10 protein-coding genes are annotated in these 15,277 nt (G+C 56.5%); 9 read left to right on the top strand and 1 reads right to left on the bottom strand.

Annotated elements, in window-relative coordinates:
* Window positions 1-4 precede the first annotated feature (4 nt).
* The 5 genes from ACMWKA_RS07790 to ACMWKA_RS07770 all read left to right on the top strand — a co-directional run bounded on the left by ACMWKA_RS07790 (window position 5) and on the right by ACMWKA_RS07770 (window position 6,051).
* Complete coding sequence (locus ACMWKA_RS07790) at window positions 5-451, top strand: flavodoxin (RefSeq protein WP_013098525.1); 447 nt, start codon at window positions 5-7, stop codon at window positions 449-451.
* Window positions 452-785: 334 nt separating this feature from the next.
* The gene (gene gudP / locus ACMWKA_RS07785) at window positions 786-2,141 is read left to right on the top strand and encodes a galactarate/glucarate/glycerate transporter GudP (protein WP_013098524.1); all 1,356 of its coding nucleotides are present in this window, start codon (window positions 786-788) and stop codon (window positions 2,139-2,141) included.
* Window positions 2,141-3,481 (top strand): glucarate dehydratase family protein, encoded by a 1,341-nt coding sequence (locus tag ACMWKA_RS07780; RefSeq protein WP_222168934.1) that lies wholly within the window; start codon window positions 2,141-2,143, stop codon window positions 3,479-3,481. Before gudP ends, ACMWKA_RS07780 begins: the two co-directional genes overlap by 1 nt.
* Before the next feature lie 15 nt (window positions 3,482-3,496).
* Window positions 3,497-4,834 carry a glucarate dehydratase gene (gene gudD, locus ACMWKA_RS07775; RefSeq protein WP_029882847.1) on the top strand — a complete coding sequence of 446 codons (1,338 nt, stop codon included), beginning with the start codon at window positions 3,497-3,499 and terminating at the stop codon, window positions 4,832-4,834.
* Window positions 4,835-4,911: 77 nt separating this feature from the next.
* Window positions 4,912-6,051 (top strand): glycerate kinase, encoded by a 1,140-nt coding sequence (locus tag ACMWKA_RS07770; protein ID WP_040021628.1) that lies wholly within the window; start codon window positions 4,912-4,914, stop codon window positions 6,049-6,051.
* 70 nt (window positions 6,052-6,121) lie between these two features.
* Here the strand turns inward: ACMWKA_RS07770 and barA are convergent, their stop codons facing one another.
* Window positions 6,122-8,881 (bottom strand): two-component sensor histidine kinase BarA, encoded by a 2,760-nt coding sequence (gene barA, locus ACMWKA_RS07765; RefSeq protein WP_013098520.1) that lies wholly within the window; start codon window positions 8,879-8,881, stop codon window positions 6,122-6,124.
* A 57-nt stretch (window positions 8,882-8,938) separates the two neighbouring features.
* On the opposite strand from barA, the gene rlmD reads away from it, so the two are divergent.
* The 4 genes from rlmD to pyrG all read left to right on the top strand — a co-directional run bounded on the left by rlmD (window position 8,939) and on the right by pyrG (window position 15,239).
* Window positions 8,939-10,237 carry a 23S rRNA (uracil(1939)-C(5))-methyltransferase RlmD gene (gene rlmD, locus ACMWKA_RS07760; protein WP_013098519.1) on the top strand — a complete coding sequence of 433 codons (1,299 nt, stop codon included), beginning with the start codon at window positions 8,939-8,941 and terminating at the stop codon, window positions 10,235-10,237.
* A gap of 51 nt (window positions 10,238-10,288) precedes the next feature.
* On the top strand, window positions 10,289-12,520 hold the full coding sequence (relA, locus tag ACMWKA_RS07755) for a GTP diphosphokinase (RefSeq protein WP_013098518.1): 2,232 nt from the start codon (window positions 10,289-10,291) through the stop codon (window positions 12,518-12,520).
* Between the two features lie 66 nt (window positions 12,521-12,586).
* Window positions 12,587-13,378, top strand: a complete 792-nt coding sequence (gene mazG, locus ACMWKA_RS07750) for a nucleoside triphosphate pyrophosphohydrolase (RefSeq protein ID WP_029883908.1) — start codon at window positions 12,587-12,589, stop codon at window positions 13,376-13,378.
* Window positions 13,379-13,601: 223 nt separating this feature from the next.
* Window positions 13,602-15,239 (top strand): glutamine hydrolyzing CTP synthase, encoded by a 1,638-nt coding sequence (gene pyrG, locus ACMWKA_RS07745; protein WP_013098516.1) that lies wholly within the window; start codon window positions 13,602-13,604, stop codon window positions 15,237-15,239.
* Window positions 15,240-15,277 lie beyond the last annotated feature (38 nt).

Raw genomic sequence — 15,277 nt, 5'->3', positions numbered from 1 at the left:
TATCATGGCTGAAGTAGGCATTTTTGTCGGCACAATGTACGGCAACTCGCTGCTGGTTGCGGAAGAGGCGGAAGCGATACTCACAAGCCAGGGTCATAAAGCCACGGTTTATGAAGACCCGGAACTGGCAGACTGGGAAAAGTATAAAGATAAATACATTCTGGTGGTCACCTCCACCACCGGGCAGGGCGATCTGCCGGACAGCATCGTGCCGCTTTTCCAGGGCATTAAAGATATTGGCTACCAGCCGGACGTTCACTACGGCATCATCGCCCTGGGCGACAGCTCTTACGCCAATTTCTGCGGCGGCGGCAAGCAGTTCGACGCACTCCTGCAGGAACAGAGCGCCCAGCGCGTGGGCGACATGCTGCTGATTGACGCCGGAGAACACCCGGAACCCGAAAGCGAATCAAACCCGTGGGTTGAGAACTGGGCCACACTGCTTAAATAACATCCTGCCCGGCGGCGCTTCGCTTGCGCGGGCATGTGGGTTTTCCTGGCCGGGTCAGGCGTTGCCGCCACCCGGCGATAACTTCCGCACCAAACGCCAATTCCGTGAACCATCTTCCATTCTTTTAGGCTTTTGCCACAAACAACCTTTCTCATGCCCCTTAATGTTGTGTTTTTGCACGGTGAGAGAACGTGTCACTCCTTCATATACTTTCCCGGTCACAATAAAACGGCTTCAGGCCGTACCAAAACGACAAACACAAATCTCATTCTGATTACCCTACCGGTGCTGTACAGAGTGAACCAGGCGAAAGCTATGTTTCAGGAGTGCAACAATGAGTACATTAAGCCACGCGGCGAGCAGTGCGGAGAAGCGCACTAACGCTCGCTACTGGATAGTGGTGATGCTGTTTATCGTCACGTCCTTTAACTATGGTGACCGCGCCACGCTGTCGATTGCCGGCTCTGAAATGGCAAAAGACATTGGGCTTGATCCGGTTGGCATGGGGTATGTTTTCTCCGCATTTTCATGGGCCTATGTTATTGGTCAGATCCCGGGTGGCTGGCTGCTCGATCGTTTTGGATCCAAGCGCGTCTACTTCTGGTCCATCTTTATCTGGTCGATGTTTACCCTGTTGCAGGGCTTCGTCGATATCTTCAGCGGCTTCGGTATTATCGTCGCGCTCTTTACTCTCCGCTTCCTGGTGGGGTTAGCAGAAGCGCCATCCTTCCCGGGTAATAGCCGCATCGTGGCCGCCTGGTTCCCGGCGCAAGAGAGGGGAACGGCGGTGGCGATTTTTAACTCTGCACAGTATTTCGCGACGGTGATCTTTGCGCCAATCATGGGCTGGCTGACGCATGAAGTGGGCTGGTCACACGTCTTCTTCTTCATGGGCGGATTGGGGATTGTCATCAGCTTTATCTGGCTGAAAGTGATCCACGAGCCGAACCAACATCCGGGCGTGAACAAGAAAGAGCTGGAGTACATTGCGGAAGGCGGAGCGCTGATCAACATGGATCAGAAAAGCCAAAAAGCAAAAGTTCCGTTGAGCCAGAAATGGGCGCAGATCAAGCAGCTTGTCGGTTCGCGCATGATGATTGGCATCTACCTGGGGCAGTACTGCATTAACGCCTTAACCTACTTCTTTATCACCTGGTTCCCGGTCTATCTGGTGCAGGCACGCGGTATGTCGATTCTGAAAGCAGGCTTTGTCGCCTCCGTACCGGCTATCTGCGGCTTTGTGGGGGGCGTACTGGGTGGGGTGATTTCCGACTGGCTGATGCGTCGTACCGGTTCGCTGAACATCGCCCGTAAAACGCCAATTGTGCTCGGCATGTTGCTTTCAATGACCATGGTGTTCTGTAACTACGTCAGCGCGGAGTGGATGATCATCGGCTTTATGGCGATGGCTTTCTTCGGGAAAGGGATTGGTGCGCTGGGCTGGGCAGTGATGGCGGATACCGCGCCAAAAGAGATCAGCGGCCTGAGCGGCGGTCTGTTTAACATGTTCGGCAACATCTCCGGGATTGTCACCCCGATTGCCATTGGCTACATCGTCGGGACCACGGGCTCATTCAACGGTGCGCTGATTTATGTGGGTGTGCACGCCCTGGTGGCGGTCCTGAGCTATCTGGTGCTGGTGGGTGATATCAAACGCATTGAACTCAAACCTGTAGCGGAGCGTGGCTGATGACAACACAATCGAGCCCGGTTATTACCGACATGAAGGTCATCCCGGTGGCCGGCCAGGACAGCATGCTGCTTAATATTGGCGGCGCGCATAACGCCTGGTTTACCCGCAATATCGTGGTGCTGACCGACAGCGCAGGGAACACCGGCGTTGGGGAAGCGCCGGGCGGTGAGGTAATTTTCCAGACGCTGTCAGACGCCATTCCGCAGGTGGTCGGCCAGGAGGTCGCCCGTCTGAATAAAGTGGTCCAGCATGTTCACAAAGGCAACCAGTCGGCGGACTTTGACACCTTCGGCAAAGGCGCCTGGACGTTTGAGCTGCGCGTCAATGCTGTCGCCGCGCTGGAGGCCGCCCTGCTCGATTTGCTCGGTAAGGCGCTGAACGTTCCGGTCTGTGAACTGCTGGGGCCGGGCAAACAGCGTGACGCGGTGACGGTACTCGGCTATCTGTTTTATGTTGGCGATCGGCAAAAAACCGATCTGCCTTATCTGGCGCACTCGCCGGGCCACCATGAGTGGTATCACCTGCGTCACCAGGAGGCGCTCTCCAGTGACGCGGTGGTTCGGCTGGCCGAGGCGGCACAGGACCGCTACGGTTTTAAAGACTTCAAACTCAAAGGCGGGGTATTACCCGGCGAGCAGGAGATTGAAACCGCGCGTGCGCTCAAGAAACGTTTTCCGGATGCCCGCATTACCGTTGACCCTAACGGTGCCTGGCTGCTGGATGAGGCTATCGCCCTGTGCAAAGGACTGGGGGATGTCCTGACCTACGCGGAAGATCCGGTTGGGGCTGAACAAGGCTTCTCGGGTCGCGAGGTGATGGCGGAATTCCGACGTGCCACCGGGCTACCGGTCGCTACGAACATGATCGCCACCAACTGGCGTGAAATGGGCCATGCGGTCATGCTGAATGCGGTCGATATTCCGCTGGCAGACCCGCACTTCTGGACGCTTTCAGGCGCCGTGCGTGTGGCGCAGCTGTGTGATGACTGGGGGCTCACCTGGGGTTGTCACTCCAATAACCATTTCGATATTTCGCTGGCGATGTTTACCCACGTTGGCGCAGCGGCACCGGGTCACCCAACCGCTATCGACACACACTGGATTTGGCAGGAGGGTGAGGCCCGTCTGACGAAAAATCCGCTGGAAATTAAAAACGGCACCATCGCAGTACCGGATGCGCCGGGATTGGGCGTGGAGCTTGACTGGGATCAGGTCCACAAGGCGCATGAAGCGTATAAAAAACTGCCGGGCGGCGCGCGTAATGACGCCGGGCCGATGCAGTACCTGATCCCTGGCTGGACATTTGACCGTAAGCGCCCAGTTTTTGGACGTCACTGATAAAAGGATTGCACCATGAGCACTTTTACCACCCCTGTTGTTACTTCCATGCAGATCATTCCGGTTGCCGGCCATGACAGCATGCTGATGAACCTGAGCGGCGCACATGCGCCGTTTTTCACCCGCAATATTGTCATTATTAAAGATAACGCCGGGCATACCGGCGTGGGGGAAATCCCGGGCGGTGAGAAGATCCGCAAAACGCTTGAAGACGCCATCCCGCTGGTGGTGGGAAAAACGCTGGGCGAATATAAAAACGTCTTAAATACCGTGCGGAATACCTTTGCCGATCGCGATGCGGGTGGCCGTGGGCTGCAAACGTTTGATCTGCGCACCACCATCCACGTGGTGACCGGCATCGAAGCCGCCATGCTGGATCTGTTAGGTCAACACCTGGGGGTTAACGTTGCCTCCCTGCTGGGTGAGGGGCAGCAACGCAGCGAAGTGGAGATGTTGGGCTATCTGTTCTTTGTTGGCGACCGCAACCTGACGCCGTTGCCATACCAGAGCCAGCCGGACGAGCAATGTGACTGGTACCGACTCCGCCACGATGAAGCGATGACGCCGGATGCGGTGGTGCGCCTGGCAGAGGCCGCGTACGAAAAATATGGTTTTAATGATTTCAAACTGAAGGGCGGCGTGCTGGCCGGGGAAGAAGAGGCGGAAGCTATCTCAGCCCTGGCTAAACGATTCCCGCAGGCGCGCGTCACGCTGGATCCGAACGGGGCCTGGTCGCTTGATGAGGCGATCGCCATCGGCAAGCAGCTGAAAGGCGTGCTGGCCTACGCGGAGGATCCGTGCGGGGCAGAACAAGGTTTCTCTGGCCGTGAAGTGATGGCGGAGTTCCGCCGCGCCACCGGTTTACCTACCGCGACCAACATGATCGCCACCGACTGGCGTCAGATGGGGCACACTTTGTCCCTGCAGTCTGTCGATATTCCGCTGGCGGACCCGCATTTCTGGACGATGCAGGGCTCTGTACGTGTGGCGCAGATGTGCCATGAGTTCGGTCTGACCTGGGGCTCGCACTCCAATAACCACTTTGATATCTCGCTGGCGATGTTCACCCACGTGGCCGCTGCCGCGCCGGGCACGATCACCGCGATCGACACCCACTGGATCTGGCAGGAAGGCAATCAGCGTCTGACGAAAGCGCCGTTTGAAATCAAAGGGGGGATGGTGCAGGTCCCGTCCACACCGGGTCTGGGCGTGGAGCTGGATATGGATCAGGTGATGAAAGCCCACGAGCTGTACCAGAAACATGGGCTGGGTGCGCGCGATGACGCGATGGCGATGCAGTATCTGATCCCAGAGTGGACATTCGACAATAAACGTCCGTGCATGGTACGATAAACGCATTGGGACCGCTCCCATGAGCGGTTCTTTACGTGGTGTATGCTTAACGTAACGACTATGCGTAAGGATGGCTTATGAAAATTGTTATCGCACCGGACTCGTATAAGGAAAGTTTGAGTGCGCTTGAGGTTGCGACAGCGATAGAGCAGGGTTTTCGCGAGATCTTTCCTGAGGCGGTTTACGTCAAACTGCCGGTCGCGGACGGCGGTGAAGGCACCGTCGAAGCGATGATCGCGGCAACCCAGGGACGCATTGTGCATGTTCCGGTGACCGGCCCTCTGGGCCATCGCGTGGAAGGGTTTTACGGGATATCCGGCGACGAGAAGAGCGCCTTTATCGAAATGGCGGCGGCCAGTGGTCTTGAGCTGGTTGCACCTTCGCAGCGCGATCCTCTGAAAACGACCTCCTGGGGCACGGGTGAACTTATCCGTCACGCGCTGGATGCGGGCGTTAAGCATATCATCATCGGCATCGGGGGCAGCGCCACCAATGATGGCGGTGCAGGAATGGTGCAGGCGCTGGGGGCCAGGCTGCTGGACGACCGTGAACAGCCGCTGGGGCAGGGCGGAGGCGAGCTGGGCAAACTTGCCCGTATCGACCTGAGCGGGCTGGACAAGCGTCTGGCCGAGTGCCGCATAGAAGTGGCCTGCGATGTGACGAATCCGCTTACCGGTAAGCTGGGCGCATCAGCGGTTTTTGGCCCGCAAAAGGGGGCCACACCCGAGATGATCATCACTCTGGACAATGCGCTTGCGCACTATGCGCGGATCATTGCCCGGGATCTTGATATGGATGTGCTCAACCTGGCGGGCGGCGGCGCGGCAGGTGGAATGGGGGCGGCGCTGTATGCCTTCTGCGGTGCGCAGCTGCGCCAGGGCATTGAGATCGTCACCGATGCGCTACATCTGGCTGACCAGATTGCCGATGCGGATTTGGTGATAACGGGTGAAGGTCGCATCGACAGCCAGACGATCCACGGCAAAGTGCCGGTTGGGGTGGCGAAGGTAGCTAAACGCTTCAACAAGCCGGTTATCGGGATTGCAGGCAGTCTGACGGCGGACGTTGGCGTCGTGCACGATCACGGCATCGATGCGGTGTTTAGCGTGATTTACACCATCTGCTCGCTGGAAGATGCGCTGGAAAATGCCAGCGAGAACGTCAGGATGGCCGCAAGAAATATCGCGGCGGTACTGAAACTCGGGCAGGGGATGTAGTTCTCCCTTACCCAGTGGGAGAGGGGTGAGGGTGTAGGCCCGGTAAGCGTCGCGCCACCGGGCATTTACCTCAGTTTCCTAACACCTTCATCGCTTCCCGCGTCACGTTATCCATCTCATCCAGCAGCTCAAGGAACTCCGGTTCCAGTTCAGATTCTGGTGTCCCTGCGCGTAGCTGCTGCTCCAGCAGCTGGCAGAGGTTTTTCAGGCGGGGCACGCCGCTGTAACCACAGCTGCCGTGCAGCTTGTGGATAGCCTGCAGCAGCTCCTCCGGGTTTTCGCCCACCAGCTGTTCTTCTACCTTATTGCGAATTTCCGGCAGAAACGCGACCAGCATCTGTAGCATCTCGCGGGCTAAATCGGGTTTCCCCGCCGCCTGGCGTAACGCAAGCTGCCAGTCAAAGGTGGCGTTCTGATTCACGCTAATCTCAACTGGTTCTGCTGATAAGGTATACGTACCGCCGATATGCCCCGGCTTATAGCGCAGCAGCAGGTTATGCAGTTTCTCTTCGTCGATAGGTTTCGCCAGATAATCATTCATTCCGGCGCCGAGCAGCTTCTCTTTCTGTCCGGCCATCGCATGTGCGGTCACGGCAATGACCGGCGTTTGCTGTTGATGAGGTAGCTGGCGGATGAGCTCGCAGGCGCGAATGCCATCCATACCCGGCATTTGAATATCCATCAGAATCAAATCGAACTGCATCTGTTTGGCCAGTTCAACCGCCTCAGCACCGCTGGTGCAGAGCTCAACATGCTGAACCTGATCCTCAAGCAGCACGCCAATCAGCTTCAGGTTTGCTGGATTATCATCCACCGCCATCACGCTCATCGGCAGCCTCTGCTCGTCATTAATCAGTGCCACGGCATGCTCATTCAGGCGGCAGTAGGCCGTCAGAGCAGGCAACAAGCGTGTGGCGGTGAGCGGTTTAAGCAGACAGGCGGCCGCCCCGTCGTTTTTCAACTCTTCGGCATTGATTTGCGCATGGCACGGCAGCGCCAGCAGCAGGTAGTCGGTCATTGATGCGGCTTTCGCCAGCCGTTCCTGCTGCATGGTGAGCTCCCCGGTAAAGGTGACCGGGATCCCCATCAGCAGGATGTCGTAATGCTCAACGGTAAGCGCAGAGAAGGTCGGGCTGTAGACCACCTCCAGCGGCGTGGTGCTTAAGATGTCCAGCGTGCACTGGGCCGCGGCGGCGTTCGGCTCCACGTAAGCGAGGCGCTTGCCTTTCAGGCAATCCGTCACCGGGCCGTCCGTCAGCACGTTCGGGTTGAGATCCAGGTTGATATGGAACCAGAACGTCGACCCCCGGTTTGGCTGGCTGTGGAAAGAGATATCGCCACCCATCTCTTTAACCAGTTTTTGCGTGATAACCAGCCCCAGGCCCGTACCACCGTGACGCCGTGAAATACTCGCATCCGCCTGACGAAACGCCTGGAACAGACGGGATTGATCCCGTTCGGGAATGCCAATGCCGGTATCGCGGATCTGAACTTCAATCTGTACTTTGTTATTACTGATGGCACGTTTTTCCACCAGAATGTCGATGTTGCCGCTTTCGGTAAATTTGATGGCATTACCGACAAGATTGGTAATGACCTGCTGCAGGCGCAGCGGATCGCCGATGACGTTATCCGGCACGTCGTTTTTAATGTTCAGCGTCAGCTCAAGCCCTTTGTCGTGCGACGAGTGCGCCAGCAGTGTGACCACCTCATCAAGCGTACTGCGCAGCGGGAACGGAATGCTCTCCAGAATCAGCTTGCCCGCCTCCAGTTTGGAGAAGTCCAGCACGTCATTAATGATCGCCAGCAGATTGTTAGCCGAACGTTCAATGGTGTGCAGGTGATCGCGCTGGGTGGGGTTAAGCTCGCTCTTCAGGGTCAGGCGGGTAAAGCCAATCACGCCATTGAGCGGCGTACGCAGCTCGTGTGACATATTGGCAAGGAACTCCGATTTAATGCGGGCAGCCTCCTGGGCACGCTTTTTCGCCAGATCCAGCTCGACGTTCTGGATCTCCATCTGCTCCAGCGTTTCGCGCAGATCCGAAGTGGCCTGATCCACGTTATGCTGCATCTCTTCGTGATAGGCCGCCAGCGACATCGCCATCGAGTTGATGCCGTTTTTCAGCATGTCCAGTTCGCCCAGCATAAACCCTTCCACGCGGCTATCGAGCTGGCCACGGCGAATGCGGTCAACGGTGTTGACCATATTGCGGATGGGCCCGGTCACATCGCGCATCAGTCGCCAGCCGAAGATGAGCGCAATGCCGATACAGAACAGCATCATCACGCCGGAGATAAAAATCTCTTTGTACTGCTGCAGTCGCACCGACTTGAGGTCCAGCTCCAGCGCCACATATCCGAGCATATTGCTGCTGGACTTGGCGTCGGATTGCGCGGACTCATCCGGCGAATAACTTTCCGAAATAATTGGCGTGCGCAGGATCATAATATCGCCCCGTCGCATCACCGTGAGATGGCGCGGGAAGGGCGAACCGTCAGGAATTTTTAACGCTGCCGGATCAAGATGAAAATTAGAGGTGACGAACAGCCGGTTATGCTCGTCATAGACGGAGATCGCACGCACAATATCCGAGTGGCGGCGATGCAACACACTGATTAACTGACCAATCGACTCGCGGTTTTGCAGGTTCATCCCGTATTCGCTGGACACGGCCAGCGGTTCGATGATGCTGGCTCCGGCATCTTCCAGCTGTCGCTGCAGGTCGTTATAGCGGTGCACAACGAAGAAGATGCTCAGCAGCAAACCGATGAGAACGGTGGGGGCGAGGATCAAAATCATCATGCGCGCGCGCAGGCTGTAGTTGGTCATGGCGTTCCGTTATGGGACAATTAAGATAATTATGTATATTTGAGAAAATTCCCGGCGATGGCGCAATTCTACTCTGCAAAGCGACGCGTGACGACGCGTCAGATCATCACTGTCGAAGCCACGGACCTTGACCCTTTTGGTCAGGGCGTCGCGCATCACAATGGTAAGACACTGTTTATAACAGGTTTGCTGCCCACAGAACGAGCAGAAATTACGCTGACGGAAGATAAACGCCAGTACGCACGCGGGAAGGTGAAGCGCCGTCTGACCACCAGCCCGGAGCGCACAGAGCCACGCTGCCCGCATTTTGGCGTCTGCGGAGGCTGCCAGCAACAACATGCCAGCGTAGTTTTACAGCAAAAAAGTAAGAGTAATGCCCTGGCACGCCTGCTCAGGCATGACGTTGACGACATCATTGCCGACCAACCCTGGGGCTATCGTCGTCGCGCGCGGCTGAGCCTAAGCTATCAGCCCAAAAACGAGCGGCTGGAGATGGGGTTTCGCAAAGCGGGCTCCAGCGATATCGTCGATATCAGGCAGTGCCCCATTTTGGTGCCCCGTCTTGAGGCATTGCTCCCGGACGTGCACGCATGCCTGTCCGGGCTGGACAGTGTTCGCCACCTCGGGCACGTGGAACTGGTCCTGGCAAACAATGGTCCGCTGATGGTGCTGCGCCATACCGCGCCGCTGTCCAAAAAAGACCGCGAAAAACTGGAACGCTTTTCGCATTCCCACGAGCTGGCGCTTTTTCTCGCCCCACAAAGCGAGATACTGGAGCAGGTTACAGGTGACGCGCCCTGGTATGCGTCAAACGGACTACGCTTAACGTTCAGTCCGCGGGATTTCATCCAGGTTAATGACGGCGTCAATCAGCAGATGATCGAAACCGCGCTGACGTGGCTGGATGTCCAGCCGACCGACCGCGTGCTTGATCTCTTCTGCGGCATGGGCAATTTCACGCTGCCGCTGGCCCGTAAAGCGGCGAGTGTTGTGGGGGTAGAAGGCGTCGACGCGCTGGTGGCGAAAGGCCAGGAGAATGCGCAACAGAACGGCTTGCAAAATGTGACATTCTTTCATCAAAATCTGGAGGAAGATGTCACGCAGCAGCCCTGGGCAAAACAGGGCTTTGACAAAATCCTGCTCGACCCGGCACGGGCAGGCGCACCGGGCGTGATGCAGCATATAATTAAACTCGCCCCGAAACGCGTGGTCTACGTTTCCTGTAACCCGGCAACGCTTGCCCGGGATAGCGAGGCATTACTCAGCGCGGGTTACCAGATTCAGCGTCTGGCAATGCTGGACATGTTCCCGCACACTGGGCATCTGGAATCAATGGTGTTGTTCGAGCACATCTAATTAGTTTGGCTTGTCGACTTCGACAGGCCCTGGTCCCTAAAGGAGAGGACGATGGTTGCGGTAAGAAGTGCACATCTTAATAAAGCTGGTGAGTTTGACCCTCAAAAATGGATCGCAAGTCTGGGAATTTCCAGCCAGCAGTCGTGTGAACGCTTAACCGAAACCTGGGCCTATTGTCAGCGCACCACGCTGGGGCATCCGGACGCCGAGCTGCTGCTGTGGCGCGGCGTGGAGATGGTCGAAATCTTATCCATGCTCAATATGGATATCGAAACGCTGCAGGCCGCGCTTCTGTTCCCGCTTGCCGATGCGGATGTCGTCACGGAAGACGTGCTGCGTGAAAGCGTCGGAAAATCGGTCGTGGCGCTGATCCACGGTGTCCGCGATATGGCGGCCATTCGTCAGCTCAAAGCCGCGCACACCGATTCCGTCTCCTCTGAACAGGTCGATAACGTTCGCCGGATGCTGCTGGCCATGGTGGATGATTTCCGCTGCGTGGTGATCAAGCTTGCCGAGCGTATCGCCCACCTGCGTGAAGTGAAGGACGCGCCGGAAGATGAGCGCGTACTCGCCGCCAAAGAGTGTACAAACATCTATGCGCCGCTGGCGAACCGCTTAGGCATTGGTCAGCTCAAATGGGAGCTGGAAGACTACTGCTTCCGTTATCTGCACCCGGCGGAATATAAGCGCATTGCGAAACTGCTGCATGAACGCCGTATCGACCGCGAACACTATATTGAAGAATTTGTCAGCGGGTTGCGCCAGTCGATGAAGGAAGAGAACGTCCGTGCCGAAGTGTACGGTCGGCCAAAGCATATCTACAGCATCTGGCGCAAAATGCAGAAGAAACACCTCGCCTTTGACGAGCTGTTCGACGTGCGTGCCGTGCGTATTGTGGCGGAGCGTCTGCAGGACTGCTACGCCGCACTGGGGATCGTGCACACGCACTTCCGCCATCTGCCGGATGAGTTCGATGACTATGTCGCCAACCCGAAACCTAACGGCTACCAGTCTATTCATACCGTGGTGCTGGGCCCCGGCGGTAAAACGGTTGAAATTCAGATCCGTACCAAACAGATGCACGAAGACGCCGAGCTGGGTGTCGCCGCGCACTGGAAATACAAAGAGGGCACCTCGGGCGGAGCGCGCACCGGCCACGAAGACCGCATTGCCTGGCTGCGTAAGCTGATTGCGTGGCAGGAAGAGATGGCCGACTCCGGCGAGATGCTCGACGAAGTGCGCAGCCAGGTCTTCGACGACCGGGTGTACGTCTTTACGCCGAAAGGGGACGTTGTCGACCTGCCTGCCGGGTCAACGCCGCTCGACTTTGCCTATCACATCCACAGCGATGTCGGGCACCGCTGCATTGGTGCGAAAATCGGCGGGCGCATTGTGCCGTTTACCTACCAGTTGCAAATGGGCGATCAGATTGAAATCATCACCCAGAAGCAGCCAAACCCGAGCCGTGACTGGCTGAACCCGAACCTGGGGTATGTCACCACCAGCCGCGGACGCTCCAAAATTCACGCCTGGTTCCGTAAACAGGATCGTGACAAGAACATCCTTGCCGGTCGCCAGATCCTGGATGACGAGCTGGAGCATATAGGCATCAGCCTGAAAGAGGCGGAGAAGTTCCTGCTGCCGCGTTACAACTTTAATGAGCTCGATGAGCTGTTAGCGGCCATTGGCGGCGGCGATATTCGTCTCAACCAGATGGTGAATTTCCTGCAGGCGCAGTTCAACAAGCCAAGTGCGGCAGAGCAGGATGCGGCGGCGCTAAAACAGCTGCAGCAGAAAACCTACGCCCCGCAGCAGCGCAGCAAAGACAATGGCCGCGTGGTGGTGGAAGGCGTCGGCAATCTGATGCACCATATCGCCCGCTGCTGCCAGCCTATCCCGGGGGACGACATCGTCGGCTTTATCACCCAGGGGCGCGGGATTTCGATTCACCGCTCAGACTGTGACCAGCTTGCTGAGCTGCAGTCGCATGCGCCGGAACGCATCGTTGAAGCCGTCTGGGGTGAAAGCTACTCTGCCGGCTACTCGCTGGTGGTGCGCGTCACCGCCAACGATCGCAGTGGTCTGCTGCGCGACATTACGACCATTCTTGCCAACGAGAAGGTCAACGTGCTGGGCGTTGCCAGCCGCAGCGATACCCGCGAGCAGCTTGCCACCATCGATATGACCATCGAAATCTACAACCTGCAGGTGCTGGGCCGCGTGCTTGGCAAACTGAACCAGGTCCCGGATGTGATTGACGCGCGTCGTCTCCACGGCGGTTAAACATCCTCTTCTGTAAGCCGGGTAAGGCAACGCCGCCACCCGGCATTTTTTCATCAGGACAGCACTATGACTCAAATCGACCGCCTGCTCGGCATCATGAAACGCCTGCGCGACCCGGAAAACGGCTGCCCGTGGGATAAAGAGCAGACTTTCGCGACTATCGCCCCGTACACCCTCGAAGAGACCTATGAAGTACTGGACGCCATTTCACGTGAGGACTTTGACGACCTGCGCGGCGAACTCGGTGACCTGCTGTTCCAGGTGGTGTTCTATGCGCAGATGGCGCAGGAAGAGGGACGCTTTAATTTTGACGATATCTGCGCCGCCATTAGCGACAAGCTTGAGCGCCGCCATCCGCATATCTTTGGCGATGCCACGGCGGGCAACAGCGCGGAAGTGCTGGCGCGCTGGGAGCAGATTAAAAGCGCCGAGCGGGCTGAAAAATCCCAACACTCCGCGCTGGATGACATCCCGCTGAGTCTGCCCGCCCTGATGCGTGCCCATAAGATCCAGAAACGCTGCTCGGCAGTGGGGTTTGACTGGCACTCGCTTGGCCCGGTACTGGACAAAGTCCATGAAGAAATCGACGAAGTGATGCACGAAGCGCAGCAGGCCGTGGTGGATGAAGCAAAGCTTGAAGAAGAGATGGGCGATCTGCTGTTTGCCACCGTCAACCTTTCGCGCCACCTGGGTGTAAAAGCGGAAACGGCCCTGCAAAAAGCCAACCTTAAGTTCGAACGACGCTTTCGCGAAGTCGAGCGCATTGTGGCCTCGCGCGGCCTGGAAATGACCGGAATTGACCTCGATGTGATGGAAGAAGTCTGGCAGGAAGTAAAACGCCAGGAATCTGATCTCTAACGGAATTTTGCGATCAAGCGCAATTTGTGTGATTTTTTAAATGACAAGCGCTTGATTTGCGTCAAAAACATTTACCCAAAAGGGGCTATTTTCTCACTCCTTATGTTTGTCATGGCCTGGAATGGAGACGGAGAATGAAAGTTTGTGGCGCTCGCCGTGTTCGGGTATACTACTTTCCCGTCCTGGTTATTCCATCGTTTCACCCTAACTTCTCAGGTTCAGCATGACAACGAACTATATTTTTGTGACCGGCGGGGTCGTATCCTCTCTGGGTAAAGGCATTGCCGCAGCCTCCCTCGCAGCCATTCTTGAAGCCCGTGGCCTCAATGTGACCATGATGAAACTGGATCCGTACATCAACGTCGATCCTGGCACCATGAGCCCAATCCAACACGGGGAAGTGTTCGTTACTGAAGACGGCGCTGAAACCGATCTGGATCTTGGCCACTACGAGCGTTTCATTCGCACCAAAATGACCCGTCGTAATAACTTCACGACTGGCCGTATCTACTCCGACGTTCTGCGTAAAGAACGCCGTGGTGATTATCTGGGTGCAACCGTACAGGTTATCCCGCACATCACTAACGCTATCAAAGAACGCATCATTGCGGGTGGCGAAGGCCACGACGTGGTGCTGGTTGAAATCGGCGGTACCGTGGGTGATATCGAATCCCTGCCGTTCCTGGAAGCGATTCGCCAGCTGGCGGTTGATATCGGTCGTGAACACGCACTGTTCATGCACCTGACGCTGGTGCCTTACATGGCAGCCGCAGGTGAAGTGAAAACCAAACCGACTCAGCACTCCGTGAAAGAGCTGCTCTCCATCGGTATTCAGCCTGACATTCTGGTTTGCCGCTCCGATCGCGCGGTTCCGGCGAACGAACGTGCGAAAATTGCATTGTTCTGTAACGTGCCTGAAAAAGCCGTTATTTCAATGAAAGATGTCGATTCCATTTATAAAATCCCGGGCCTGTTGAAATCACAGGGCCTGGACGATTATATTTGTAAACGATTCAGCTTGAACTGTCCGGAAGCTAACCTGTCTGAATGGGAACAGGTTATTTATGAAGAAGCCAATCCGGCTGGTGAAGTGACTATCGGTATGGTCGGCAAGTACATCGAACTGCCGGATGCCTATAAGTCCGTTATCGAAGCGCTGAAACACGGTGGTCTGAAGAACCGCGTCTCCGTGAACATCAAGCTGATTGATTCGCAGGATGTTGAAACACGTGGCGTCGAAATTCTGAAAGATCTGGATGCGATTCTCATCCCTGGCGGCTTCGGCTACCGTGGTGTAGAAGGCAAGATCGCCACTGCACGCTATGCGCGTGAAAACAATATTCCATACCTCGGCATCTGCCTGGGTATGCAGGTTGCGCTAATCGAATTTGCGCGCAACGTAGCGGGAATGGAAAACGCGAACTCTACGGAATTTGTGCCAGACTGTAAGTACCCTGTAGTGGCGCTTATCACTGAATGGCGCGACGAAGACGGTAACGTCGAAGTCCGTACCGAGAAGAGCGATCTGGGTGGCACTATGCGTCTTGGCGCACAGGCCTGCCAGTTGTCTGACGATAGCGTGGTTCGTAAGCTGTATGGCGAACCGGTCATCACTGAGCGTCATCGTCACCGCTATGAAGTCAACAACATGTTGTTGAAACAAATTGAAGCTGCGGGTCTGCGTGTTGCGGGCCGCTCCGGGGATGATCAGTTAGTCGAGATCATCGAAGTGCCAAACCACCCGTGGTTTGTCGCCTGCCAATTCCACCCGGAATTTACTTCAACACCACGTGACGGGCATCCGCTGTTTGCAGGTTTCGTGAAAGCCGCCAGCGAGTATCAGAAGCGTCAGGCGAAGTAAAAAAGTTAGAACGGCAACGCGTACCCCCGGTACGCGTT

The organism is Enterobacter sp. 03-F-07-AD-ECC (assembly GCF_047530935.1).
In the GTDB taxonomy this organism is placed as follows: domain Bacteria; phylum Pseudomonadota; class Gammaproteobacteria; order Enterobacterales; family Enterobacteriaceae; genus Enterobacter; species Enterobacter cloacae.
The sequence above is the reverse complement of the archived record's forward strand: the minus strand, read 5'-3'. Positions and strand labels throughout refer to the sequence as shown.